A 22,508-nucleotide genomic window follows, 5' to 3' on the forward strand; every position below is an offset into this window, starting at 1 on the left:
CGACCAGGGCGACCTCGACCGCGATGAGCGCGGGCGTCGCCCACGGAATCACCCTGCGCCACCACCCGCGCATTCAGACCTCCGTCCACGGTCACTGTCGTGTCATCAGAATATCCGGCGGTGATCACACGTCCCACACGGAGGCGTCCCCCACCCGCGTCCTGTTCCAGCACGGCACGGCGTGAACACCGGTATCCACGATGCGTCGGCCGTCGCCTGGTGAACCGGACGTCGCACTCGACTAATCACCCTGCAGCACTACCCAATTCTCGGTCGGACAATCAGAACTGCTGACGCCACTCTCGGATGATGGTGACCACGTCGTCGAGGTGGGACTCCAGCAGGAAGTGTCCGCCAGCGATCAACTCCACACGGGCGTCGGGGACATCTCGGCTGAACGCCTCCGCACCGGCAGCCCCGAAGATCTCGTCATTCGCACCCCAGATCGCCAGCAGCGGAACTCGGGTATCCCGCAGCCATGCGTGCACTCGCGGGTACAGGTCGCGGTTCGACACGTAATCGGCGAAGAGCGCCAACTGTGCCCGATCGACTCCCGGCCGCCCGAGCAGGGTGAGGTCGTGCTCCCAGGCATCCGGGTCGACGGTCGTCGGATCCGGCACACCGTGCAGGTATTGCCACTCGACCGCACCACGCTCGAGGGCCGGGCGCAGTGCGGCCTCGTTCTCGGGGGACTGATCACTGCCGTAGGCCCACACCGGTTCCCAGAATTCGGGGACGAAGCCCTCCTCATAGGCGTTGCCGTTCTGCGAGATGACGCCGACCACTGAATCCGGGTCCTCCAGCGCGAGTCGCCAGCCGATCGGGGCACCGTAGTCCTGAACGTACACCGTGTACGTGGTCACACCGAGTCGTTCCAACAGTCGGCGGGTGACGCCGCTCAACGCATCGAAGGTGTACGGGAACTCGTCCACCGATGGAGTCGACGACCGGCCGAACCCGATGTGATCGGGCGCGATGACCCGATACTGATCAGCCACAGCGGGAATCAGATGTCGGAACATATGCGAACTCGTCGGGTATCCGTGCAGCAGCAGGAGTACGGGCGCATCCGGCGAACCGGCCTCACGATAGAACACCCCCAAGCCGTCGATCGACGCGGTGCGGTGGTGGACGGCGACCATGCTAACCCCTTAAATTATTGTTACTGGTTAGCACAACAGTAGCATGAACTCGGACACACCACATCGGCAGAGCGAGGACAGATGGACGAGATCAACGACGAGGATCTGCTGCTGGCGTTGTTGAACAGCGCTCCCGTCGTCGACGGCACCAGGACGGACACCCTGGACGGTCCGGGTGGTGCCGAGTTGGTCGCCCGATTCGACGGCACGGGGTCACCGGCGGAGTCGACCCGGCTACGGCAGATGCGCGGCGCCCTGCAGGGTGCCATCCGAGATCAGGACGACGCGTTGGGTGCTCTCGACGCCCTGCTCGAGGACGCGACATTGATTCCCGAGGTGACCACCGAAGGGATCCACTGGAATCTGCAGGTACCCCCCGACCAGCGGATCGCCGTCCGGGCGGCGTTGGCCTGGGCAGCGGTCGTCGACGGTCTACCCGGACGGTTACGCCCGTGCGCCAACAGTGAGTGCAACCTGTTCCTCATCGATCGCAGCCGCCCGGGTACGGCCAAATGGTGTTCGATGGCCACGTGCGGAAATCGGATGAAAGCCCGGACACATGCACACCGCCGCCGCACGTCCTGACCGAGTCGTTCACTCCTGTGTGGCGGCCATCCGGTCCGCGTAGTCCGCTCCCCACGTATCAAGCCACGCCACGGCCGGTGACAGCGTCCGACCCAGGTCGGTCAGCGAATACTCGACTCGCGGCGGTACCTCGGGATACACCGTTCGACGAACGATTCCGTCGGCTTCCAGTTCGCGCAACTGGCGCGTCAGTACCCGCGGATTGACTGCGCCCACCCGGCGGCCCAACTCGCCGAATCGGTGGGTCCCGCCGATGAGCGCCTTGACGATCGTGAGCTTCCACGCCCCGCCGAGTACGGCGACGGCCACCTCGACCGGACACACATCGACCGCTGCCTGCACCTGACGACGCACCGGATATCCTCTCCACCTCCACACTTACCCAGAGGTCACTACTGGCCGAGTAAGTCAGTACTTGTCGATACGCGACGTAGGCCCGACGCTGAGTGTATGACGACCCCCACCGACGCCCTCTGGGTTCTGGCCAATCCCGACCCGAACTCACTCGGTCACGCGCTGTCCGCTGTCGGAGCCGAACACCTTCGCACCTCGGGATCGACGGTGTCGCTCGTCGACCTCTACGCCGAACGCTGGGATCCCGTCCTGTCCGACGCAGACCTTCCCGGTGCCACCGGGCAGACCCTGTCGGACCGCCAGGGCCAGACCACGCTCTCGGGAAACCTGCCCGCCGAGGTCGTACGCCAACAGGAGCTGATCACCGGAGCCGACCTCGTGGTCGTACAGTTTCCTCTCTGGTGGTACGGCATGCCCGCCATTCTCAAGGGATGGTTCGACCGGGTGTTCACCAACGGCTTCGCCTTCGGCGTACGCGACGACGACGGACACGTGCGGAAGTACGGCGACGGGGGGCTCGCGGGTCGCCGGCTCCTCCCGGTCGTCACCGCCGGCGACCGGTCCGAAGCGCTCGGGGCACGCGGCATCAGCGGCGACATCATCGACGTACTCTGGCCCTTGCTGCACGGCACCGCCCACTACACCGGGATGACACCGTTACGGCCCCACCTGATCACCAGCGTGCATCACCTCGACAGCCGACAGATCGACGCCGAATTCGATGCACTCCGTGCCCGCATCGATCACGTCTTCGACGAGGAGCCCCTCGTCTACCGGCACCTGCGCGGTGGTGACTACACCGGGAACCACGAATTGCGCGACGAGATCGCCACCCATACACCCGGTTTTGCGGCCCATCTCCGGCCGACGATCTCTTACGCGCCAGAGCGGCGGTCCCACTGCGCATGACCGCGAACGTGTCGGGCCACCAGCAACCGGGACTACACTCCTCACGGTGTCCTTCTGGTCTGACCCCATAGAAGTCCTGGGTATGGACGGAGACGACACGCTGTGGCGATGTCAGGACGGTTTCGACCATGCCGAGTCCGAGTTTCGAGCCCTGTTGAGTCCCTATGCCGACGCAGAGACCGCCGATCGAGCACTGAACGCCACCGTGCGGCGCAATCTTGATATGTATGGTTACGGCGTCAAGAGTTTCGCCCTGTCCGCGATCGAGACCGCGAGCGAATTGGTGGGCCCCGCCCTGACCACGCAGATGGTCGGCCGGGTACTGGAACTCGGACGCGAATTGCTCACCGCCCCGGTCGAGTTGCTCCCCGGTGCGTCCGCCGCCGTCGGCGCACTGCGTGCGGCCGGGCACCGTCTGGTGTTGATCACCAAGGGCGATCTGGTCGACCAACAGCGCAAACTCCGCGAGTCGGGGCTCGGCGATCACTTCGACCACGTCGAAGTGGTCAGTGACAAGGTGGCCGACACCTACCGCGACCTCTTGGCGGTTCTCGAGTGTCCACCGGAACGATTCCTCATGGTCGGCAACAGCCCGCTCAGCGACGTACTACCCGTGGTCGAGATCGGTTCGCGGGCAGTCTATGTCCCATACCACACCACCTGGCGACACGAGGAGGCCGCCGATGTCGGGTGGCACCGGCACCCGGCCATCCGCACACTCGACAACCTCGTCGAACTCACGCACAGCCTCTGATCAGGGCAGATCCTCAACTCGTGGCCAACGCGTCGACCGGGCTGATCCCGACGGCGCGACGACTCGGCGGTAGTGACGCCACCAGCACCAGCACCAGTGTTCCACCGACGATGGCCGACAACGCCTGCCATGGCAGCCCCACCGGGATACCCGAGGTCACCCGACCGACAACCGATTGCGCGCCGACCGAACCGAAGACGATGCCCAGCGCGAGTCCGGCGAGCGCCGCCGTACCCGAGAGGGCCAACGATTCCAGGGTGATCATCGAACGGACCTGACGCGCGGTGAATCCCATGGCCCGCAACATGCCGATCTCGCGGGTGCGCGTGATCACCGTGAGCGACATGGTGGACACGAAACCCACCGCGGCGATGATCGCGGAGATCGCCACCATCCCGATCAGCACCGCCGACACGACCGACATCGTCTGCCGCACGATGTCGGCCTGCTCGGGGCTCATCCCACGCCAACTGTCCGTGGCCTCGGTCAGTGAGTTCATCCCCGCGGAGATGGTGGTCACCAGCGTGACACCGATCAGCAGCCCGATGGTCGACCGGGTGGTGCGGAGAGGGTCGCTGACGGCGTTCTTCCGCGCCACCAGCGACGGCGCGCTGCCGCCGAGGAGTCGGCCGGCGACCGCCACCAACCGCGGAACCACCATTCGCGCGCTGAGCAGGATGCCCGCGCACACCGTCGACGCTCCACCGAACGCCACCAATATGCCGGCCGCACTGGCCTTCTCCCCCAGGATCGCGGCCCCTGCGAGGCCCACCATGCCCAGGCAGATCAGGACAACCGAGCTCGCGGTTCGTACCACCGACACCTCCCCTGATCGGGAGGTCGCGACGACTGCGGTGCCGGCGAGCGGTCTGCGCGCCCCGGCCACGGCGGCCACCACCGCAGTGACCATCACCGCCGCGGCAGCGATCCACACCGCGATCGGAACCACGTGATAGTCGGTGTCCGGCAGGGTGCCTCTGCGTACCAGTATCTTTCGCACCACAGCACCGGTGATCACCGACAAGACCAGACCGATGGTCGCACCGATCGCGGCCACCGCCACGACGGCTCGGAGCAGGCTGTCACGCAGCTGATGACTGTCGGCCCCGACCAACCGCAACATGGTGAGCTGTTGATGCCGCGCGGCGATGACGGTGTCCACACCATTGCTGATCACCACTCCGGACACGAACAGTGCGACGCCGATGAACACCGCGGCGACCGCGGCCAGTTGCGCGCCGACGCTGCCACCGTCCTTGTCACCGATGGTCGACAAGATGTCCCCGGCGATCACCAGAGCGGTCGCGTAGGCGGAACCGAGACCGCACACCAACCCGATCGTGGTGAGTTCACGCAAGGAGCCCACCACCAACTTCGCACCTGCCGACCTCATGCGTACACCCCCTGCAGGTCGATGGTCACGTCGGAGATCTGTTGCGGGGTCAGGTCACGATACTCACCTGCGACTCGACCGTCGGCGAACACGAGAACCCGGTCGGCGTACGACGCGGCCACCGGGTCGTGGGTGACCATCGCGATCCCCTGCCCGTACTCGCGGGCCGCGACGCTCAGCAGGTGCAGCACCTCCCGACTGGTGCGGGTGTCGAGAGCTCCGGTGGGTTCGTCGGCGAGGATCAGCGTCGGCCGGTTCGCCAGCGCTCGGACGATCGCCACCCGCTGTTGCTGTCCTCCCGACAGTTCCGACGGACGGTGATCCAGCCGCTCGGACAAACCCAGTGAGCGCACCAGATGGGTGATCCATGATCGCTCCGTCGCATCTGGTTTGCGGCCCGCGAGAACGAATGGCAGCCGGATGTTCTCCTCGGCGGTCAGGGTGGGCACCAGGTTGAACGACTGGAAGACGAATCCGATGTGTCTGCGCCGCAACAGGGTTCTGGCGGTGTCGTCGAGACCCACGAGTGGTGTCTCCCCCAACCAGATCTCACCGGCCGACACCTCGTCCAGGCCGGCGATCACGTTCATCAGAGTCGACTTTCCCGAACCGGACGGCCCCATGATCGCGGTGAACTCCCGCCGCCTCAACTCCACACTCACATCACGAAGGGCGTGGATCGGATTGGCCGGATCACCGTAGGTGCGCGACACGTTGCGGAGGACGACTGCTGGCGTGGAATCAGGCATGGGGCCGACAGTACGAGTGGGACCCGGAGCGGCACATCCGGCTGGAGTCGGCCATTGCACTACATCCGCGGGGGTAACGGATCTACATCCTCCGATGTACGTGCTTCACCTCAGACCAGGTTGTGTTCGTAGGCGTAGACCACCAACTGCACCCGATCGCGGGCACCGAGCTTGGTCAGGATACGTGAGACATGAGTCTTGACGGTGGCTTCGGAAAGGTATTCGACCGCGGCGATCTCGGCATTGGACATCCCGCTGGCCGCACGCAACAGGATCTCCCGCTCGCGGGCCGTCAGCTGATCGTACTCGGCTCCCGGAACTCCCGAGCGGGAGCGGTGACGCTCGAAGAGCCGACGGGTCGCCGACGCCGCCACCACGTGACTACCCTCGGCGACCGCACGAACGGCGGCGAGCAGGAAGTCGGGTTGGGCATCCTTGAGGACGAATCCGCTGGCGCCGGCCTCGATAGCCGACGCGGCGGCCTCGTCGACGTCGAAGGTGGTCAGTACCAGCACCTTCGGCGCTGCTGATCCGAACCCCTCGATCAGGTCCGCGGTGGCGGTGATGCCGTCCACACCCGGCATCCGCACATCCATCAACACCACGTGCGGATCGGTCTCGGTGACCAGTCGACGCAGACCATCGGCGGATGAGGCCTCGGCCACGATCTCCATATCGGCCTGGCTGTCGATGACCATGGCTATGCCCCCACGAAAAAGCGGTTGATCGTCGACGAGCACGATGCGGATCATGGCCTGCTCCCCTCTCCCGTGCCCTGCGCGTCCGGGATGATCATCTCGACACACCAACGATTCTCGGTCGCTGAACTGGTGAGGTTCCCGCCGAGCGCGGCTGCTTGCGCGACCATGCTCCCGATGCCGTGCCCCGTCCCGCTCGACATCAGTGGCGATTCGGTGACCGCGTTGCGCACCGTCAGCCGACACTCCCGCATCCATCGCATCGTCACCTCGACCGGCTGCGAGAGGTCACCGTACTTCAGCGCATTGGTGAGCGCCTCGGCGAGTATCCGGGTCGCGGCACCGGCCACGGCGGTCGGGGCATCGTCGATGGCACCGTCCTCGATGAGGACCACGGACATCCCCGCGCTCGTCATCCGTGCGATCAGCTGATCGCGATCACTGCGGACCGAGGTCGACGAGTCCTGGTCGGGCCGAAGCTGCAGCAGGATCGCCCGCACGTCACCGAGCGCGTCGCGTGCCGTCCCCGCGATGACCTCCAATGCCGAACGCGCCTTGTGCACATCGGCATCGAGGGCGTAGCGAGCACCCTCGGCCTGGGCGATCACCACGGCCAGAGAGTGCGCGACCACGTCGTGCACGTCGCGGGCGAGTTGCGTCCGCTCCGCCTGCTCGCTCATCAGGTCGATGGCCCGTAACCGCTCGACCTCGGCGATGGTCTCGCTGACCCTGGCCTGCTGCACCACACGCCGTTGATGGCGGATGAACCCGGCGGACCAGCCACCGACGACCACCACGGCGGACACGGCGAACGCGATCGCGATCTGCTGCCACGTCGGACCCCGCGGATCGGTCTGCAAGAAGCTCTGCTGCAGCCGGATACCGGCCACCACGGTCCCGACCAACGCGAGAATCAGCCCGGTCCGCCGCACCACACGGCGCGGATGGCGGCCGAGAGTGTAGAAGACGATGACGTAGCAGAACGACGAGAAGGGCGCGATGTCGCCGGTGACGACCTGTATCCCCGCCGACGCGACGGACAGCACCAGCATCGCGCTGGGTGCGATGCGTCGCAGGCACACCGACAGGCCGACCATGAGTCCGACAACCACCATCGACACCGGCGCCCGGACGTCGGGGTGCAGGTTGCTGCCGAGCAGTGCGATGACCGCACCGAGTGCGATGTCGCCGACCGCGCCCCACCGACTCAGCCCGGGGACGTGGAGGGGGTCGCGCATGCCCCCACCATGCCACGCGTCGATGCGGTGGTAATCCAGCGCTGCGCGACGTCGAGATCGTGAACGCCTCGGCAACGCCTATCGGAGCGGGAACTCGACGCCGTGTTCCACGCCCGGGCGCGGGCCGAAGATCCGTCGGTCGGTCTCATCGATCCGAACGTCGTTGATGCTGGCCTCCCGCCGACGCATCAGACCGTTGTCGGCGAACTCCCACAATTCGTTGCCGTAGCTACGCCACCACTGCGTGGTCGTATCGTGCCATTCGTACTGGAAGCGCACGGCAATCCGATTGCCGCTGAACGACCACAGGCTCTTGCGGAGAGCGTAGTCGGCCTCACGCTCCCACTTCTCGGCGAGAAACCCGACGATCTCGTCACGCCCGACGATGAAGACATCCCGGTTTCGCCAGACCGAATCGGGCGTGTACGCACGCGCCACACGTTCCGGATCACGTGTGTTCCAAGCATCTTCGGCAGCCTGGACCTTTGCCGTCGCTGTCGTCTCGTCGAACGGCGGGAAGGGTGGACGCGGCTCGGTCATCGGAACCTCTCGTGGTCTACGGGCTCTGGAATTCAGCGTAGGACGTGGCCGGGATGCGGGCCGGCTGACACCGAATGTGTTCGAGGATCGGGGCGGCGCACGCTCCCCGACCTCGCACATCGGTCAGTCGGTAGAAGTCCGCGCTACACGCGCCGTCCGCGGGTGGCCACCAGAGCGACACCGGCCGCCCGGATGTAGGCACCGGCGATGCCCGTCGCGGAGATCTCCGATGACGGGACGACGCGCGGGTCGAGGAACTCGTAGCGCCTACCACCGCGCTGGATCTCACCGCCACCCGCAGCGAGCAGGTTCTTCACCCATTGGCTCTGCGGCCCGTAGAGAATCGGGATCGCGAAACCCTGCGGGGTCGCGAAGCCCACGATCGGCGTGCGGTACGCGCGCCCCGACGACCGGCCGGTGTGATGCACCACCGCCCACGGCGGGACGAGCCATGCCCAGAGACCCTGCACGCGATTGGTGACGTGCTTGTTGAGGATCGCGATCGCCCGGGGAAGCTCCATGACCCGTCAGGCTACCGAGTTGCCGCACACCGCACGGCCGGCTCAGGATATACGAACACGCGTTCGAAACACTTGGTATCCTGTGCATCATGTCCACCGCAGGCATGCTGTCCACTGCAGGCATACAGTCCACTGCAGGCATACAGGGAAATCTCTTCGAGGAGACCCTCGACGAACCAGCCCTGCACGCGTTGAGCGGACACGTCATCCGTCGGACACTCACCGACGGTGCGTGGGTGGATCTGCGCCAGAACTGGGTGGGAGGCACCGATCCCCTGTTCCACCACCTTCTCGCCGCTGTTCCCTGGCGGGACGAACGCCGGCAGATGTACGACCGGGTGGTCGACGTGCCGCGACAGCTCTGCTTCTACGATGTCGGTGCGCCGATGCCGCATCCCATCCTCGACACGGCACGCACTGCCCTCACCGATCATTACCGCGAGGAACTCCCGGAGGGGTTCGCCACCGCGGGACTCTGCCACTACCGCGGCGGCTCCGACAGTGTCGCCTGGCATGGCGACACCATAGGCCGGGGCAGCACTCACGACACGATGGTCGCGATCGTTTCGCTGGGGTCACCCCGACCGCTGATGCTCCGACCACGCTGCGGGGGAACTGCGTTGCGCTTCATGGTCTCCCACGGCGACCTGCTGGTGATGGGTGGCAGCTGTCAGCGGACGTGGGAGCACGCGATCCCCAAGGTGCCCAGCGCCGGTCCGCGAATCAGTGTGCAGTTCCGCCCACCGGGCGTGCGCTGAGATCGCACCTCGATCCGTGAGCGAGATCAGACCGGGAAGGTGACGCCGGTGAGCACTTCCGACTCGTCCCACAGTGCCCGCGCGACGGCTCGGTCAGCGGCCTTGGGCCGATACCCGGAGACAGTCGGAGCACCACGTAGGCCACCGAATCCATCAGGACCGTAGAACAATCCGTTCTCCGCATCCGGCGAGGTCGCGGCGTACAGCTCGGGCAGCGCACCCTGGTCGGCGGGTTGCCCGACCTTGACCACCTCACCGATTTTCATGAGCGCGTTGGTGAGCGGGTTCTCGGTATGGAATTGCAGATTGGTCGACGCATACCCGGGATGCGCGGCCAGGGATTCACGCTCGTCACCCACCGCAGCGAATCGTCGGGCGAGTTCCAACGCGAACATCAGGTTCGCGAGCTTCGATTGCCCGTAGGCGGTCCACCGCTCGTATCTACGGCGCTCGTAGTTCAGGTCGTCGAAGTGGATGACGCCGGTGGCGTGCATCACCGACGACAAGGTGACGACACGCGCGGTGATCTTCGGCAACAACAGCCCCGTCAGCGCGAAATGGCCGAGATGGTTGGTGCCGAACTGTGCCTCGAAACCGTCGGTGGTCCGCGATTTCGGCACCGCCATGATGCCCGCGTTGTTGATCAATACGTCGAGCGAACCGATCCGGTCGGCGAACGCGCGTACCGACGAGAGGTCGGCGAGGTCGAGTTGCTCGACCCGCGCCCGGGCGCCGATCTCCTCGGCGATCGGCCGCGCCTTCTCCACCGAGCGACAGGCCAGCACCACGTCGGCACCGGCGGCGGCGAGCGCCCGCGCCGCGGACGCACCGAGACCGCTGTTCGCACCGGTCACCACGAAGGTGCGGCCGGTCTGATCGGGGATGTCTGCGGTGGACCACGAGGACATGCGGCTCACCCTACGGCACGCGAAAACCACCACGCCCGGTCACGGCCAGGTAACGGTGCGGCCACTTTTTCTAGTACGGTCGGCGACCGGCCGTCCATCGGGAGGCGGCCGGACCGGAAAGGGAACACATCATTGGGTAGGCACTCGACGCCGAGAAGATCACGAAAACCGCTGCTCGCGACCGCTTTGGTCCCCGTCGGACTGGCTGCAGCAGCGGCCACGGCGGCAGCGGCACAGCAGCACGATCCCGGCGTGTCGAGGGCGGCGCAGTCGCCGACGTCGCAGCTCCACGCGGCTACACATCCCGCGTCCGCATCGTCCGTGTCCACCGTCACACCATCGCCCGTCGTGCGTCCCGCGGTGACCCCGCCATCGGTCATCCGAACCCCTGTGTCGCCTGCGAAGCCCACACCCGCCCCGCTGCCGGCCAGCGTGACCACCGGGTCGGTGCCCGACTCGAGCTATCAGGCCTACCGCAAGGCCTCCGAGACCCTGGCCCGCGAGCAACCCGGCTGCGGCATCGGCTGGACACTGATCGCCGGCATCGGCAAGGTCGAGTCACACCATGCCGAGAACGGCGACGTGGACGCGGCCGGAACATTGCGCACCCCTATCTACGGTCCGACGCTGGACGGAACGTTGGCAGGCAATCAGGTGGTCGCCGACACCGACGGCGGACAACTCGACGGTGACGCCGTCCACGACCGCGCGGTCGGGCCGATGCAGTTCCTGCCGTCCACATGGGAGAAGTACGCCGAGGACGGAAACGGTGACGGCAAGACCGATCCGCAGAACATCTACGACGCCGCGCTCACCACCGGAAGGTACCTCTGCGACGGTCACCTGAATCTGCGTGATGCCACCCAGCAGGTCACCGCCGTCTTGCGGTACAACAACTCGATGCAGTACGTCGACGACGTGCTCGGGTTCTCGCGGCGCTACTGAGACTCTCGACTCCGGGGCCGCGTCAGTCCGCGTCGAGGTCGGCGAGCCACGCGGCCACCGACGCATCGCTGGGTGAACGCCAGTCACCGCGTGGAGACAGCGACCCACCCGATCCGATCTTCGGGGCGTTGGGCATCGCGGTGCGCTTGAACTGACTGGACATGAACCGCGTCAGGAAGACCCGCAGCCACGCATTGATCGTGTCCACGTCGTAGGCGTTGCGGCGGTCGGGAGCGATCATGTCCGACCACTCGCCGCGCTCGCGGTCTCCCCACGCCTGATGGGCCAGGTAGGCGATCTTGCTGGGCCGGTAGCCGAAGCGTGTCAGGTAGTAGAGGAAGAAGTCGTGCAGTTCGTAGGGCCCGATGCTGTCCTCGGTGCTCTGCACCGCCCCGCTGGCCTCGTCGGCGGGCACCAGCTCCGGCGTGATCACGTCGTCGATGATCTCGGCCAACACCGCACCGGTCTGCGGAGAGTACTGACCGGTGCTGATCATCCATCGGATGAGGTGCTGGATGAGCGTCTTGGGCACCGACGCGTTGACGTTGTAGTGCGACATCTGGTCGCCCACGCCGTAGGTGCACCAACCCAGCGCGAGTTCCGACAGGTCACCGGTGCCGAGAACCAATGCTCCGTGCCGATTGGCCAATCGGAACAGGTGTGACGTCCGTTCCCCGGCCTGCACGTTCTCGAAGGTGACGTCGTACACCTTCTCCCCCGTCGCGAACGGGTGGTCGAGGTCGGCGAGCATCTGTAGACACGACGGCCGGATGTCGATCTCCTGGGCCGTCACCCCCAGCGAACGCATCAGTTCGTGCGCGCGGCGCAGGGTGGCGTCACCCGTCGCGAAACCGGGCATCGTGTACGCCAACACGTCGGACCGCGGCAGTCCGAGACGATCCATCGTCTCGGCGGCGACCAGCAAGGCCAGCGTGGAGTCCAGCCCGCCGGACACCCCGATCACCACTTTGCCGATACCGCTGGCCCGCAGTCGCTTCGCGAGCCCCTGCACCTGGATCTCGATGACCTCGCGGCAGCGTTCGTCGCGGTCGTGGGCCCCGGCGGGCACGAACGGGAACCGGGCGACGTATCGCTGTAGCACCGGGTCGGCGGGCATCGGCGCCAGGTCGAAGGGCACCCGTCGCAGACTGCGGATCCTCTCGGCGAAGTCACCGGCCTGGTCGCGCAGGCTGATCATCCGCATGCGTTCCTGCCGCAGACGGTCCAGATCGACGTCGGCGACCACGAGCTGATCGTCGATGGCGAACTGCTCGCTACGAGCCAGCAGATTGCCGTTCTCGGTGATCAGCGCGTCGCCGTCCCAGGCCACGTCGGTGGTCGACTCACCCCACCCGGCACCGGTGTAGATGTACGCGGCGATGCAGCGCGCGGACTGCGCCTCGCACAGGGCGCGGCGATATCCGGCCTTGCCGACGGTGACCGGGCTGCCGGACAGGTTGGCCAGCACGGTGGCACCGCCGAGAGCGGCCCAGGTACTCGGCGGGATGGCCACCCAGGCGTCCTCGCAGATCTCCACGTGGATCGACAGACCGGTCACATCCCGCGCCTCGAAGACGAGGTCGGTGCCGAACGGCACGTCGGCACCGAGCAACCGGATCTCCGACCGTCCTGCATCGCGGGCCGCGGCGAACCACCGCTGCTCGTAGAACTCCCGGTAGTTCGGTAGATACGACTTGGGCACCGCGCCGAGGATCTCGCCGTCGTGACAGACGACCGCGCAGTTGAACAACCCGCCGTCCACCACCAACGGCGCCCCCACGGTGATCACCGGGCGGCGTCCACGAGTGGCCTCGACCACCGCGCGCAACCCGTCGAGAACACCGTCGAGCAAGGCGTCCTGCTGCAGCAGATCGTCGCTGCTGTACGCGCACAACCCGAGTTCCGGGAACACCACCACCGCGGCACCCGACTCGTCGGCACGACCGAGAAGTTCCAGGGTGCGGCCGGTGTTCGCGGCCGGGTCGGCGACCACCGTGACGGGCACCGCACCCGCCACCCGAACGAAACCGTGGTCCTGCGGTGACGTGGCGTCAGGGCTCATGAGCCAACCGTAATGCGGGACGTATCGTGGGCGTCGATGCGCCTACCCGACCATGACGACGTGCTCGCCGCCGCCCGTCGCATCGAGGGCGTCGCCCACCGCACCCCCGTGCTCACCTCGCGGTCCGTCGACGAGGTGGTCGGGGCTCGCGTGCACTTCAAGGCCGAGAACCTACAGCGGGTGGGGGCGTTCAAGTTCCGCGGCGCCTTCAACGCGCTCTCGCGATTCGACGACGAGCAGCGTCGTCGCGGGGTGGTCACGTTCTCCTCGGGCAACCACGCACAGGCGATCGCGCTCGCGTCGAGGTTGCTCGACGTTCCCGCGACGATCGTCATGCCCGAGGACGCCCCGTCGGCGAAGGTCGCGGCCACCGCCGGTTACGGCGCACGGATCATCCGGTACGACCGCTACCGCGACGACCGTGAGGCCGTTGCGGCCGAGTTGGTGGAACGCGATGGACACACCCTGATCCCGCCGTACGACCACCCCGACATCATCGCCGGGCAGGGCACCGCGGTCGCCGAACTCCTCGCCGACACCGACCACCTCGACGCACTGTTCGTGCCCCTCGGTGGGGGTGGGTTGCTGTCCGGGTCGCTGCTCAGTGCCCGAGCTCTGTCCCCCGGCACCGCGGTGTTCGGGGTGGAACCCGCGGCCGGGGACGACGGTCGCCGCTCGCTCGCCGCGGGCGAGATCGTGCGTATCCCGGCGCCGCGCACCATTGCCGACGGGGCCGCGACCACCCATCTGGGCACACTCACGTTCCCGATCATCGCCGAGCACGTGACCGAGCTGTTGGTCGCCGAGGACGACGACCTGGTCGACGGGGTGCAGACCGTCGCCACTCGGATGAAACAGGTCATCGAGCCGACGGCGGCGTTGGGTCTGGCTGCGCTGATAGCGAATCGGGAACGATGGCGCGGGGCGCAAATCGGGGTGGTGCTGTCGGGCGGCAATGTCGACCTGCCGCCGCTGATCAGTCGCCGCTGATCAGTTGTCGATGTTCAGCGCTGCTGGCGCAGGACGGTGAGAGGCAGCTTCACCAGGGAACCGATGAGGCCGGTGGCGCGGTCGGCGACCGCCCCCCGGAAGTCGCTGGCCATGTCGTCGGCGGAGGTGATCGCGACGTCGTCGATGGAGTCCGCGTCAGGGACGCGCAGGTCTGCGACGAGCTCCGCCGGGGCGAAGACCTCCGTGTCGTTGCTCCGACCTCGCAACTGCACCGTCCCGATCGACGCCCACTGGCCGCGCTCGGAGTACGCGCCCTGCTCGGCGGCCACGGGGTCGTAGAGGGTCTCGGCCGTCTCGGCACACACCGCGCGACCACCGGCGATGATGTTGGACTCGGTGTTCTTCGCAATCTCCGACAACCGGGCACACTCGTTGACCGGGTCGCCGATGACCGTGTATTCGTAGCGACTCTCGGCGCCGATGTTGCCGGCGAACACCGTGCCCGCGGACACCCCGATACCGCAGTGCAGCGGCAACGCCTGTAGCGCCGCACCCAGGTCGCGGGCCGCGGCCAGCGCGGCGGCCGCGGGGTCGGCCAGTTCGATGGGCGCACCGAACACGGCCAGCGCTGCGTCGCCCTCGAACTTGTTGATGAAGCCGTGATGGGTGTCGACCACCTCGGCGACGATGGAGAAGAAGCTGTTCAGCGTCTCGGCGACGATCTCCGGGTTCTCCTCCTCGGCGAACTGCGTGGAGCCGGCGATGTCGACGAAGAGCACCCCCACATGGGTGTTGCCGCCCTGCAAGCCCACACCGTTCTCCACGGCCTGCCGCGCCACCTCGCCCCCGACGTGGCGTTCGAAGAGGTCGCGGATGTGTTCGCGTTCGGCGACGCCTGCGACCATCTCGTTGAAGTCGTGCTGGACCATGCCCAGCTCCGACGAGTCGTAGACATCCACCCGCGCGTCGAAATCACCGACGCGCAACTGATCGATGACGCGGCGCATACCACGTAGCGGATCGGTCAACGACTGGGACACCAGTGCGATGGACCGAGCACCGGAGGACAGACAGATGACGGCGAGAGTGACGATCGGTACGTCGATACTCGAACCGCTCCCCGGAACCCAGCCGACGGCGCGACCGATGTTGATGAGCACCATGCCGAGCAGGGGGACCGCGCTACAGACCAGCCAGATGACGAGCATGCGCTGGCGGATGCCCAGGCGGGGCTCGGGGAAGTCGGCGTCCGCCATGGCCGCCGCGGCGAGCGGACGGGATGCGCGTTCGATGACCATGTAGGTGACACAGCTCGCCGACACGCCGGCCAGGGTCAACGCGCCCAGCACCACCAGGACGTCGACACCTCGGTACGCGCCGCACAGGATGATGTAGAGGACAGCGCCGAGGGCCCACGACCCAGCGGTGACCGCAGCCTGCCTGATCGGCAGCAACTGCACCGAACGCCGACGCGCCGCACCGGCGTCGGCGCCGCTGCGGAACCAGCGCAGGTGCGGTCGTAGCAGGGAGTACGCGAGGACGAACTCGGCCGCGCCCGAGACGGCCAACGCGACCGGGAACGGCCACACCGCCGCATACGGTTCGCCGGCGACGATCAGGCTGCCGCCGCTGACCACCAGACGGATCATCACCATGGTCTCGATGCCGACGCTCAGCGTCACCAGGACGATGGATGTGATGGTGGCCAACAACAGCCGACAGGCGATGGTGCGCCGTTCGTCGAGGTCGACCGAACCCCAGTCGCGCCCGTCGTACGGGTAACGACCGGTCACGGCCTCGTAGACGTCGACGCCGAATGCCCTGGAACCCTGCCGAGTACCAGAAGACAATCGCGCGAGCGATGTCGCCACTGTCCTTTGCACGCGATCCCTCCCTCAGCGGCCGCGCAATTCACTACATTGCAATTCGAGTTGCGTTAATAGTACCCAACCTCTCAGACAGGACGTCTAGGCTGAGGCCGTGTCGGACAGCCCACCCGCCCACCGCCGTGGTCGAGCCTTTGCCGAAGGTGTGCTCTCCGCCGCGGCAAACGAGCTGCTCAACACGGGATTCGACGGTTTCACCATCGCGAACGTCGCCGAGAAGGCCGGCGTACATGTGACATCGATCTACCGACGGTGGCGAACCAAGGAACAACTCGTCATCGACGCATTGCTGAGTTCGGTGGAACCGACCATCCCGGTCCCCGACACCGGATCGGTCCGGGCCGATCTCGTCGAACTGACCCTCAACCTCTACGCGTCGATCACCTCACCGCAGTCCAAGGCGCTGCTGAGGCTGGCCACCATGCCACTGGACTTCGACCGCCTCGACGAGGCCCGCGGGCGCATGGTCGACGACCGGTCGGCGGCCATGGAGGTGGTGTTCGAGCGGGCGGTCCGGCGCGGCGAGATCGGCGACACCGTGGACCCGCGGCTCGCCCTCGAGCTACTGCACTCCCCGATCTACAGTCGCGTTCTCATCACCCACGAACCGGTGGACGACGCCTTCGTGACCGACCTGGTGGACCTGGCGTTGCACGGTCTCGCACCGGACGCGAACACACGAACGCGGCCCCGCATTCGCGGGGCCGCGTCCGAGTGAGCTGGGCGGGTCAGGCCTGACGCAGCAGCTCGATGTCGAAGCTGAGGTTGATCTTGTCGCCCACGACACTGCCGCCGGTCTCCAACGGCATGTCGATGTCGATGCCGAAGTCCTTACGGTTCAGCGTGGTGGTGGCCTCGAAACCGGCGACCTCACCGCGGCCCATGCCCGGGTTCACACCGTTGAACTCGACGTCCAGGCTCACCGGCTTGGTGACGCCGTGCAGGGTGAAGTCACCCTCGAGCACGAATCCGTCGCCCTTCTCCGTCGATCCGGTCGACACGAAGGTGGCGGTCGGGAACTTCTCCACGTCGAAGAAGTCGGCGCTCTTGATGTGTCCGTCGCGCTGCTCGTTGTTCGTGGTGATGGAGTCGACCTTCACCTCGGCGGTGACCGACGGGGTGCCGTCCTCGGCCACCGTCACCGCACCGGTGAAATCGGCGAACTTGCCCTTGACCTTGGACACCATGAGGTGGCGAACCGAGAAGTCGATGCTCGAGTGCGCGGTGTCGATGCCCCAGGTACCGGCGGCGAGCTGCGTCTTCGCTGCAGTGGTCATGAAAAACTCCTTGAAAGCTGGCGTGCCGACAACTGCGTTCCCGGCCTTACGAAGAGCGTAAACGGACCCTGGTCCGATTGCATTCCCCAGATGCTCCACGATCGCATATTGTGACTCAGATCACTATCGCCAGGCGAAGACCGGCTGCTCGAGGCCATCGATCCGGGTGTGCCTGTCGTGCAGGGCGAGTTCCGCGAACTGATAGATCACCGCACCGGTCGGTGCGTGCACCAGTTCGCCGACCAGCGGCATCTGGATCACCGGGCGGTCGGACTCCGGGATGCTGATGAAGCGGGGTGTCACCCTCGCGAGGTCGGCGAGCGGGACGAAGTACAGACGGGCGACCTCGGCCGGGTTCGTCATCGGGACGCTGTCGTCAGCAGTCCAACAGACCACCGGCGAGATCCGGTACCCACTGCGGGTCGGGTAGTCGTCGAGCATGCCGAGCACGCCATCGGCGTCCACGGTCAACCCGAGCTCCTCGCGCGTCTCGCGCAACGCGGCGGTGACGAGGTCCTCCCCCGGCTCCACCCGACCACCGGGCAGTGCGAACTGACCGGGGTGTTCACGCATTCGGGCGGGCCGACGGGTCAACCAGAAACCCGTCACCCCGTCTACCACGGTCAACACGACCGCGACCGCCGCCGACCGGTTGTGGTCCAGTGGGACCACTCGTCGAGGGAACCCGGCCAGTCGGTCTCGCAGTTCTGTCGGGGTGATGGTCACCGGGACAGTATGCGACGCAGGAAACCGCGGGTGCGGTCCTGTTGCGGCTTGCCGATGACCTCCGCGGGCGTCCCGCGCTCGACGATGACACCGCCGTCGACGAAGACCACCTGGTCGCCGACCTGCCGGGCGAACTCGATCTCGTGGGTGACGATGACCATCGTGCGGCCCCCGGCGGCGAGATCCTTGATCACCGCGAGCACGTCGCCGACGAGTTCGGGATCGAGCGCCGAGGTGGGTTCATCGAAGAGGACGACCGCGGGTCGCATCGCGAGGGCGCGGGCGATGCCGACGCGTTGCTTCTGGCCACCGGACAACTGATGCGGGTATTTGTCGGCCTGGTCGGCGAGTCCGACATCGGCCAGCAGTTGAGTCGCCTCGGCGCGGACCTCCTGTTCCGGACGGTGCTGGGTGATGCGGGGTCCCTCGGTGACGTTCTCCAACGCGGTCTTGTGCGGGAACAGGTTGTGCTCCTGGAAGACCATCCCGCTCTGCGCGCGCAGTTCGGCGAGGGTGCGGCGATCGGCACGCCCGAGTCTCCGACCGTGTCCGACCGACCCGAAGTCGACCTCCACATCACCGATGCGGACGGTGCCGGAGTCGGGGATCTCGAGGGCGTTGAGCGAGCGCAGCAGGGTGGTCTTACCCGACCCGGAGGGGCCGATGATGACGGTCACGGTGCCGGTGTCGACGGTGAGGTCCACACCGCGCAGCACCTCGTTGTCACCGAAGGACTTGCGGATCTGGTGCGCGACGACCAACGGGGCGTCCGCGGGCTGTCTGGTCGCCGGGGTCTTGGTCATCGGGCCACGAACCTGTTCAGTCGGGTCTCGAGCCGGTCCTGGGCGAAGGACAGGACGAGACAGATCACCCAGTAGATCACCGCGGCGACACCGTAGAGGGCCAGGAACTGAAAGGTGGGGGCGGCCGCCTCCTGTGACTTCCGGAACAATTCGGCGACCTGGATGCCGGAGGCGAGCGAGGTGTCCTTGACCAGCGAGATCAAGGTGTTGGACAAGCCGGGGACCGCGGTACGAGAAGCCTGCGGCAGGATCACCCGACGCAGCGTGGTGCGGTAGTCCATCCCGATGGTCGACGCCGCCTCCCACTGCCCCTTGGGAAGGGACTGGATGGCCGAGCGGATGATCTCCGCCGCGTATCCACCGACGTTGAGGCTGAAGGCGACCACCGCCGACGGGAACGGATTCACCACGATGCCCAGCTCCGGCAGGGCGAAGAAAATGAAGAACAACTGCACCAGCAGAGGGGTCCCGCGGATGATCGAGATGTAGAGCCGGGCAAATCTGCTGGCCACCGGGTTGGCCGACATCCGCATCAGCGCGATCACCAGTGCGATGACCAGACCGACCACGAAACTGATGGCGGTCAAAGGGATGGTGCCCTTGAGGGTCGCGCCGAGCATGGGCAGCAAATTGCGCCCGACGACGTCCCAGGTGCTCGGCGCTATCGGTTTCGCGTTGAAGTACTTGTCGTAGGTCGCGGCCAGGGTGCCGTCGGCGCGCAGTTCGCTCACTGCTTGGTTGACTGCGGGCAACAGTCCGGAGTTCTTCCGCATCGCGAACACCTGATTGCTGACGTCCGGGGTCTGCGCTGCCACCTTGACGTTCTTGTTACCGCTGGAGGCGAGGTAGTTCTTCACGGTGAGTTCGTCATTGACGGTGGTCTGTACGCGGTTGTCGGCCAGCAGGGTGATGGCCTGGTTGAAGCCCTCGACCGATTCCACCTGTGCCCCCGCGTCGCGAGCGACGTCGGCCCAGTTGCTGGTGAGCGATTGGGCCGCGGTCTTGCCCTTCAGGTCGTTCACGTTGTGGACCGAGTCGTCGTCGGAGCGGGTGACGATGACCCCTCGGGACTGCACATAGGACTGCGACAAGTCGTATTTCGCGGCCCGGACGTCGGTGTAGGAGATCTGGTTGGCCACGATGTCGAAGCGGTTGGCCTCCAGCGCGGGGAAGATGCTGTCGAACGGGGTCTCGACGAACTCGACCCGCAGGTTCAGTTTCTTGGCGACGGCAGTGATGATGTCGACGTCGTATCCGGTCAGCGTGCCGTTGTCGTCGTGATACGTGAACGGCGAGTAGGTGCCCTCGGTGCCGACTCGCAGCACACCCGGTTGTCCGGTCGGGACCTGCGGTGCGGCACCTACTGTCGGCTGCCCCATCGTCAACAATCCGACCACGATGCCGACGACCATCAGCATCCGCAGCACGATCGTCGGGACACGTTGCATTCGATCAGTCAACCATCCGACGGGGCCTACGTGCGCGATCACCAGCGACGACGCGACGTACGCGCCGAGGCGCACCGGATGCACAATCGTGTCGCGGGCAGCGCGTCCAGTCGCGCCGGGGCGATCTGGTCCCCGCAGCTCTCACAGACGCCGTAAGCACCGGTATCCAGTCGGGTCAGGGCCGCCTCGATCTCGGACAATCGCTCGGTGGACCGCTCGATCTGCGCGACCAGCTGACCGCGCTCGAAGGCCAGCGTGGACCCTTCCGGATCGTGCTCGTCGTCGGCGGTGGCCTCCGACGCCGCATCCACCACCGACCGCAATCTCGCCGACATCGAATCACGCAGAGCAGAAGTCGCCACCCGCTCGTCGAGCAACGCACGGCGGGCGTGGTCCGGGTCGGGGCGATCGAGGGGCATCTCCCGCAGCGTAGGGCCGCGGATCCCATAGAACGACCGTGACGGCGCCCGCTCGACTGAAACAATGCGGTGATGGTGGACGACCTGGACCTCGGGGTGCGCTGGCTACGGCGGGACGCGGGAAAGGCCGTGAGCGAGGGTCTCCCCGGTGTCCATGTTCGCGCGGATCGTCGACTGCGCACGTTGTTGCACGGTGCGATGGCCGGGTCTCCGTTCTACGCCGAGCTGTACCGCGGAATGGATCCCGACACCGTTCGGCTAGCCGATGTGCCACGCACCGACAAGGCGCTGCTGATGTCGCAGTTCGATGCCTGGGCCACCGATCGACGAGTCACCTCTGCCGCGGTCGGCGAATTCACCCGCGACGACTCCGCCGCCGGCCAACGCTTCCTCGGCGATTATCTGTTGAGCGAGACATCGGGAACCTCCGGCACCACGGGCGCCTTCGTCACCGAGGACACTGCGGTCGCGGTGGTGCTCGCGCTGCGATCCCGGGCGGCCAGGGTCGGCCCACGGACAGTGCTGCAGACCGTCGGCAAACGCGGTCGTACCGCGATGGTCATCAACGTCCGTGGTCATCACCTGGGCCGCGCGTTCTTTCTGCGCGAGAACACGGTCGGCCGCAACTCGAGGATCCTGTCGGTCGCCGACCCCATTGAGCAGATCTGCCGCGATCTGAACGAATTCGATCCCGCCGTACTCAACTCGTACGGGTCCGCTCTGCAACTGCTGGCCCATGAGCAGATCGCCGGACGCCTGCACATCGAGCCGGCCATCGTGATGCCCTACGGAGAGACCATCACCGCGGCTGCGCTGACCATGCTGCGCACCGCATGGCCGCGCGCCCGCGTCATCGACCGTTACGCGGCCAACGAGTGCATGTTCATGGCGATCCGATGCGCCGGGGGGCTCTACCATCTCAACGCCGACTGGGTGATCCTCGAACCCGTCGACGCGCAGGGTCGTCCGACTCCCCTCGGTGAGCAGTCGCACGGGGTCCTGCTGACCAACTTGTTCCGACGCGTGCAGCCCGTCATCCGCTACGAACTCGGTGATTCCATTCGGATGACCGGTCGTTCCTGCGGCTGTGGGAATCCGCTGCCGGCCTTCGAGGTGTCCGGACGGACCGGGGAGATCATGTATTTCGAGACCGACGGGCGTGAACACGGTGTCTCGCCGACTGCGCTGCAACCGGCGATCGACCCTGCCGCGGGAATCACCCAGTTCCAGGTCATCCGAGAAAACCCCCGCCACCTGAGCCTCAGGCTCCGTACCGACCCTGCGGCGGATCGGGCCGTGATCGCCGAGACCACCCGACAGAGTCTCGCCGACATCGTCACCGGGCTCGGATTACACGACGTCCTGGTCACCGTCAGTGACCAGTTGCCCGAGCAGACTCGCGGCGGCAAATACCTCACCGTCGTCGACCGCGGTTGACCGTC

At 66.5% G+C, this 22,508-nt stretch carries 24 protein-coding genes; 8 read left to right on the forward strand and 16 right to left on the reverse strand.

Annotated elements, in window-relative coordinates:
* Positions 1–281: 281 nt before the first annotated feature.
* A complete protein-coding gene (locus BW971_RS15630) occupies positions 282–1,142 on the reverse strand; it encodes an alpha/beta fold hydrolase (protein WP_076481360.1) in 861 nt (286 codons plus the stop codon).
* An 81-nt stretch (positions 1,143–1,223) separates the two neighbouring features.
* Here BW971_RS15630 and BW971_RS15635 point away from each other — a divergent pair, with 81 nt between their 5' ends.
* Positions 1,224–1,727: a CGNR zinc finger domain-containing protein gene (locus tag BW971_RS15635; RefSeq protein WP_076481362.1), complete on the forward strand. Its 504-nt coding sequence runs from the start codon at positions 1,224–1,226 to the stop codon at positions 1,725–1,727.
* Between the two features lie 9 nt (positions 1,728–1,736).
* Here BW971_RS15635 and BW971_RS15640 read toward each other — a convergent pair whose 3' ends face one another.
* Positions 1,737–2,081, reverse strand: coding sequence for a winged helix-turn-helix transcriptional regulator (locus BW971_RS15640; protein WP_076481365.1), 345 nt, complete (start codon positions 2,079–2,081; stop codon positions 1,737–1,739).
* Positions 2,082–2,177: 96 nt separating this feature from the next.
* On the opposite strand from BW971_RS15640, the gene BW971_RS15645 reads away from it, so the two are divergent.
* Both BW971_RS15645 and BW971_RS15650 read left to right on the forward strand, forming a co-directional pair.
* Entirely contained in the window at positions 2,178–2,990 is an 813-nt protein-coding gene (locus tag BW971_RS15645) for an NAD(P)H-dependent oxidoreductase (RefSeq protein ID WP_076481368.1), read from the forward strand.
* A gap of 46 nt (positions 2,991–3,036) precedes the next feature.
* Positions 3,037–3,744: an HAD family hydrolase gene (locus tag BW971_RS15650; RefSeq protein ID WP_200799452.1), complete on the forward strand. Its 708-nt coding sequence runs from the start codon at positions 3,037–3,039 to the stop codon at positions 3,742–3,744.
* Between the two features lie 13 nt (positions 3,745–3,757).
* Here BW971_RS15650 and BW971_RS15655 read toward each other — a convergent pair whose 3' ends face one another.
* From BW971_RS15655 to BW971_RS15680, 6 genes are all read right to left on the reverse strand, one after another.
* Positions 3,758–5,137 carry an ABC transporter permease gene (locus tag BW971_RS15655; RefSeq protein ID WP_076481373.1) on the reverse strand — a complete coding sequence of 460 codons (1,380 nt, stop codon included), beginning with the start codon at positions 5,135–5,137 and terminating at the stop codon, positions 3,758–3,760.
* Positions 5,134–5,886 carry an ABC transporter ATP-binding protein gene (locus BW971_RS15660; protein ID WP_076481375.1) on the reverse strand — a complete coding sequence of 251 codons (753 nt, stop codon included), beginning with the start codon at positions 5,884–5,886 and terminating at the stop codon, positions 5,134–5,136. Before BW971_RS15660 ends, BW971_RS15655 begins: the two co-directional genes overlap by 4 nt.
* Positions 5,887–5,996: 110 nt before the next feature.
* Positions 5,997–6,638 carry a response regulator transcription factor gene (locus BW971_RS15665; protein WP_076481377.1) on the reverse strand — a complete coding sequence of 214 codons (642 nt, stop codon included), beginning with the start codon at positions 6,636–6,638 and terminating at the stop codon, positions 5,997–5,999.
* Positions 6,635–7,822 (reverse strand): sensor histidine kinase, encoded by a 1,188-nt coding sequence (locus BW971_RS15670; RefSeq protein WP_076481380.1) that lies wholly within the window; start codon positions 7,820–7,822, stop codon positions 6,635–6,637. The genes BW971_RS15665 and BW971_RS15670 overlap by 4 nt, the downstream gene beginning before the upstream one ends.
* Positions 7,823–7,900: 78 nt before the next feature.
* The gene (locus BW971_RS15675; RefSeq protein ID WP_076481383.1) at positions 7,901–8,362 is read right to left on the reverse strand and encodes a nuclear transport factor 2 family protein; all 462 of its coding nucleotides are present in this window, start codon (positions 8,360–8,362) and stop codon (positions 7,901–7,903) included.
* A 143-nt stretch (positions 8,363–8,505) separates the two neighbouring features.
* Positions 8,506–8,883, reverse strand: a complete 378-nt coding sequence (locus BW971_RS15680) for a nitroreductase family deazaflavin-dependent oxidoreductase (protein WP_076481386.1) — start codon at positions 8,881–8,883, stop codon at positions 8,506–8,508.
* Between the two features lie 89 nt (positions 8,884–8,972).
* Between BW971_RS15680 and BW971_RS15685 the strand changes: the two genes are divergently transcribed.
* The gene (locus tag BW971_RS15685; protein ID WP_234974430.1) at positions 8,973–9,641 is read left to right on the forward strand and encodes an alpha-ketoglutarate-dependent dioxygenase AlkB; all 669 of its coding nucleotides are present in this window, start codon (positions 8,973–8,975) and stop codon (positions 9,639–9,641) included.
* Between the two features lie 26 nt (positions 9,642–9,667).
* On the opposite strand, the gene BW971_RS15690 is transcribed toward BW971_RS15685, so the two are convergent.
* Positions 9,668–10,549, reverse strand: a complete 882-nt coding sequence (locus BW971_RS15690; RefSeq protein ID WP_076481389.1) for an oxidoreductase — start codon at positions 10,547–10,549, stop codon at positions 9,668–9,670.
* 132 nt (positions 10,550–10,681) lie between these two features.
* Between BW971_RS15690 and BW971_RS15695 the strand changes: the two genes are divergently transcribed.
* Positions 10,682–11,494 (forward strand): lytic transglycosylase domain-containing protein, encoded by an 813-nt coding sequence (locus tag BW971_RS15695; RefSeq protein WP_076481391.1) that lies wholly within the window; start codon positions 10,682–10,684, stop codon positions 11,492–11,494.
* Positions 11,495–11,516: 22 nt separating this feature from the next.
* Here BW971_RS15695 and BW971_RS15700 read toward each other — a convergent pair whose 3' ends face one another.
* Positions 11,517–13,556, reverse strand: a complete 2,040-nt coding sequence (locus BW971_RS15700) for an NAD(+) synthase (protein ID WP_076481393.1) — start codon at positions 13,554–13,556, stop codon at positions 11,517–11,519.
* A 36-nt stretch (positions 13,557–13,592) separates the two neighbouring features.
* Between BW971_RS15700 and BW971_RS15705 the strand changes: the two genes are divergently transcribed.
* The gene (locus tag BW971_RS15705) at positions 13,593–14,546 is read left to right on the forward strand and encodes a threo-3-hydroxy-L-aspartate ammonia-lyase (RefSeq protein ID WP_076481707.1); all 954 of its coding nucleotides are present in this window, start codon (positions 13,593–13,595) and stop codon (positions 14,544–14,546) included.
* 14 nt (positions 14,547–14,560) lie between these two features.
* Here the strand turns inward: BW971_RS15705 and BW971_RS15710 are convergent, their stop codons facing one another.
* Positions 14,561–16,390 (reverse strand): adenylate/guanylate cyclase domain-containing protein, encoded by a 1,830-nt coding sequence (locus BW971_RS15710; protein WP_143690415.1) that lies wholly within the window; start codon positions 16,388–16,390, stop codon positions 14,561–14,563.
* A gap of 97 nt (positions 16,391–16,487) precedes the next feature.
* Here BW971_RS15710 and BW971_RS15715 point away from each other — a divergent pair, with 97 nt between their 5' ends.
* Complete coding sequence (locus BW971_RS15715; protein WP_076481398.1) at positions 16,488–17,111, forward strand: TetR/AcrR family transcriptional regulator; 624 nt, start codon at positions 16,488–16,490, stop codon at positions 17,109–17,111.
* Positions 17,112–17,121: 10 nt separating this feature from the next.
* Here BW971_RS15715 and BW971_RS15720 read toward each other — a convergent pair whose 3' ends face one another.
* The 5 genes from BW971_RS15720 to BW971_RS15740 form a co-directional block, all read right to left on the reverse strand.
* The gene (locus tag BW971_RS15720) at positions 17,122–17,670 is read right to left on the reverse strand and encodes a YceI family protein (RefSeq protein ID WP_076481400.1); all 549 of its coding nucleotides are present in this window, start codon (positions 17,668–17,670) and stop codon (positions 17,122–17,124) included.
* 123 nt (positions 17,671–17,793) lie between these two features.
* Positions 17,794–18,396 (reverse strand): NUDIX hydrolase, encoded by a 603-nt coding sequence (locus BW971_RS15725; protein WP_076481403.1) that lies wholly within the window; start codon positions 18,394–18,396, stop codon positions 17,794–17,796.
* The gene (locus tag BW971_RS15730) at positions 18,393–19,199 is read right to left on the reverse strand and encodes an amino acid ABC transporter ATP-binding protein (RefSeq protein WP_076481405.1); all 807 of its coding nucleotides are present in this window, start codon (positions 19,197–19,199) and stop codon (positions 18,393–18,395) included. Before BW971_RS15730 ends, BW971_RS15725 begins: the two co-directional genes overlap by 4 nt.
* Positions 19,196–20,647 (reverse strand): ABC transporter permease subunit, encoded by a 1,452-nt coding sequence (locus tag BW971_RS15735; RefSeq protein WP_407701228.1) that lies wholly within the window; start codon positions 20,645–20,647, stop codon positions 19,196–19,198. Before BW971_RS15735 ends, BW971_RS15730 begins: the two co-directional genes overlap by 4 nt.
* Positions 20,648–20,685: 38 nt before the next feature.
* Entirely contained in the window at positions 20,686–21,066 is a 381-nt protein-coding gene (locus tag BW971_RS15740) for a TraR/DksA family transcriptional regulator (protein ID WP_076481408.1), read from the reverse strand.
* Positions 21,067–21,138: 72 nt separating this feature from the next.
* On the opposite strand from BW971_RS15740, the gene BW971_RS15745 reads away from it, so the two are divergent.
* Positions 21,139–22,503 (forward strand): phenylacetate--CoA ligase family protein, encoded by a 1,365-nt coding sequence (locus BW971_RS15745; RefSeq protein ID WP_076481411.1) that lies wholly within the window; start codon positions 21,139–21,141, stop codon positions 22,501–22,503.
* Positions 22,504–22,508 lie beyond the last annotated feature (5 nt).

Origin of the sequence: Williamsia sterculiae, from assembly GCF_900156495.1 — a bacterium.
Classification (GTDB): Bacteria; Actinomycetota; Actinomycetes; order Mycobacteriales; family Mycobacteriaceae; genus Williamsia_B; species Williamsia_B sterculiae.

What these genes read in the sequence shown, in the direction of transcription:
- BW971_RS15705 (WP_076481707.1), top strand. Translation starts at nt 13,593, where the DNA reads ATGCGCCTACCCGACCATGACGACGTGCTCGCCGCCGCCCGTCGCATC.
- BW971_RS15680 (WP_076481386.1), bottom strand. Translation starts at nt 8,883, where the DNA reads ATGGAGCTTCCCCGGGCGATCGCGATCCTCAACAAGCACGTCACCAAT.
- BW971_RS15645 (WP_076481368.1), top strand. Translation starts at nt 2,178, where the DNA reads ATGACGACCCCCACCGACGCCCTCTGGGTTCTGGCCAATCCCGACCCG.
- BW971_RS15665 (WP_076481377.1), bottom strand. Translation starts at nt 6,638, where the DNA reads ATGATCCGCATCGTGCTCGTCGACGATCAACCGCTTTTTCGTGGGGGC.
- BW971_RS15700 (WP_076481393.1), bottom strand. Translation starts at nt 13,556, where the DNA reads ATGAGCCCTGACGCCACGTCACCGCAGGACCACGGTTTCGTTCGGGTG.
- BW971_RS15735 (WP_407701228.1), bottom strand. Translation starts at nt 20,647, where the DNA reads ATGCAACGTGTCCCGACGATCGTGCTGCGGATGCTGATGGTCGTCGGC.
- BW971_RS15630 (WP_076481360.1), bottom strand. Translation starts at nt 1,142, where the DNA reads ATGGTCGCCGTCCACCACCGCACCGCGTCGATCGACGGCTTGGGGGTG.
- BW971_RS15720 (WP_076481400.1), bottom strand. Translation starts at nt 17,670, where the DNA reads ATGACCACTGCAGCGAAGACGCAGCTCGCCGCCGGTACCTGGGGCATC.
- BW971_RS15745 (WP_076481411.1), top strand. Translation starts at nt 21,139, where the DNA reads ATGGTGGACGACCTGGACCTCGGGGTGCGCTGGCTACGGCGGGACGCG.
- BW971_RS15690 (WP_076481389.1), bottom strand. Translation starts at nt 10,549, where the DNA reads ATGTCCTCGTGGTCCACCGCAGACATCCCCGATCAGACCGGCCGCACC.
- BW971_RS15685 (WP_234974430.1), top strand. Translation starts at nt 8,973, where the DNA reads ATGTCCACCGCAGGCATGCTGTCCACTGCAGGCATACAGTCCACTGCA.
- BW971_RS15660 (WP_076481375.1), bottom strand. Translation starts at nt 5,886, where the DNA reads ATGCCTGATTCCACGCCAGCAGTCGTCCTCCGCAACGTGTCGCGCACC.
- BW971_RS15730 (WP_076481405.1), bottom strand. Translation starts at nt 19,199, where the DNA reads ATGACCAAGACCCCGGCGACCAGACAGCCCGCGGACGCCCCGTTGGTC.
- BW971_RS15655 (WP_076481373.1), bottom strand. Translation starts at nt 5,137, where the DNA reads ATGAGGTCGGCAGGTGCGAAGTTGGTGGTGGGCTCCTTGCGTGAACTC.
- BW971_RS15670 (WP_076481380.1), bottom strand. Translation starts at nt 7,822, where the DNA reads ATGCGCGACCCCCTCCACGTCCCCGGGCTGAGTCGGTGGGGCGCGGTC.
- BW971_RS15675 (WP_076481383.1), bottom strand. Translation starts at nt 8,362, where the DNA reads ATGACCGAGCCGCGTCCACCCTTCCCGCCGTTCGACGAGACGACAGCG.
- BW971_RS15635 (WP_076481362.1), top strand. Translation starts at nt 1,224, where the DNA reads ATGGACGAGATCAACGACGAGGATCTGCTGCTGGCGTTGTTGAACAGC.
- BW971_RS15740 (WP_076481408.1), bottom strand. Translation starts at nt 21,066, where the DNA reads ATGCCCCTCGATCGCCCCGACCCGGACCACGCCCGCCGTGCGTTGCTC.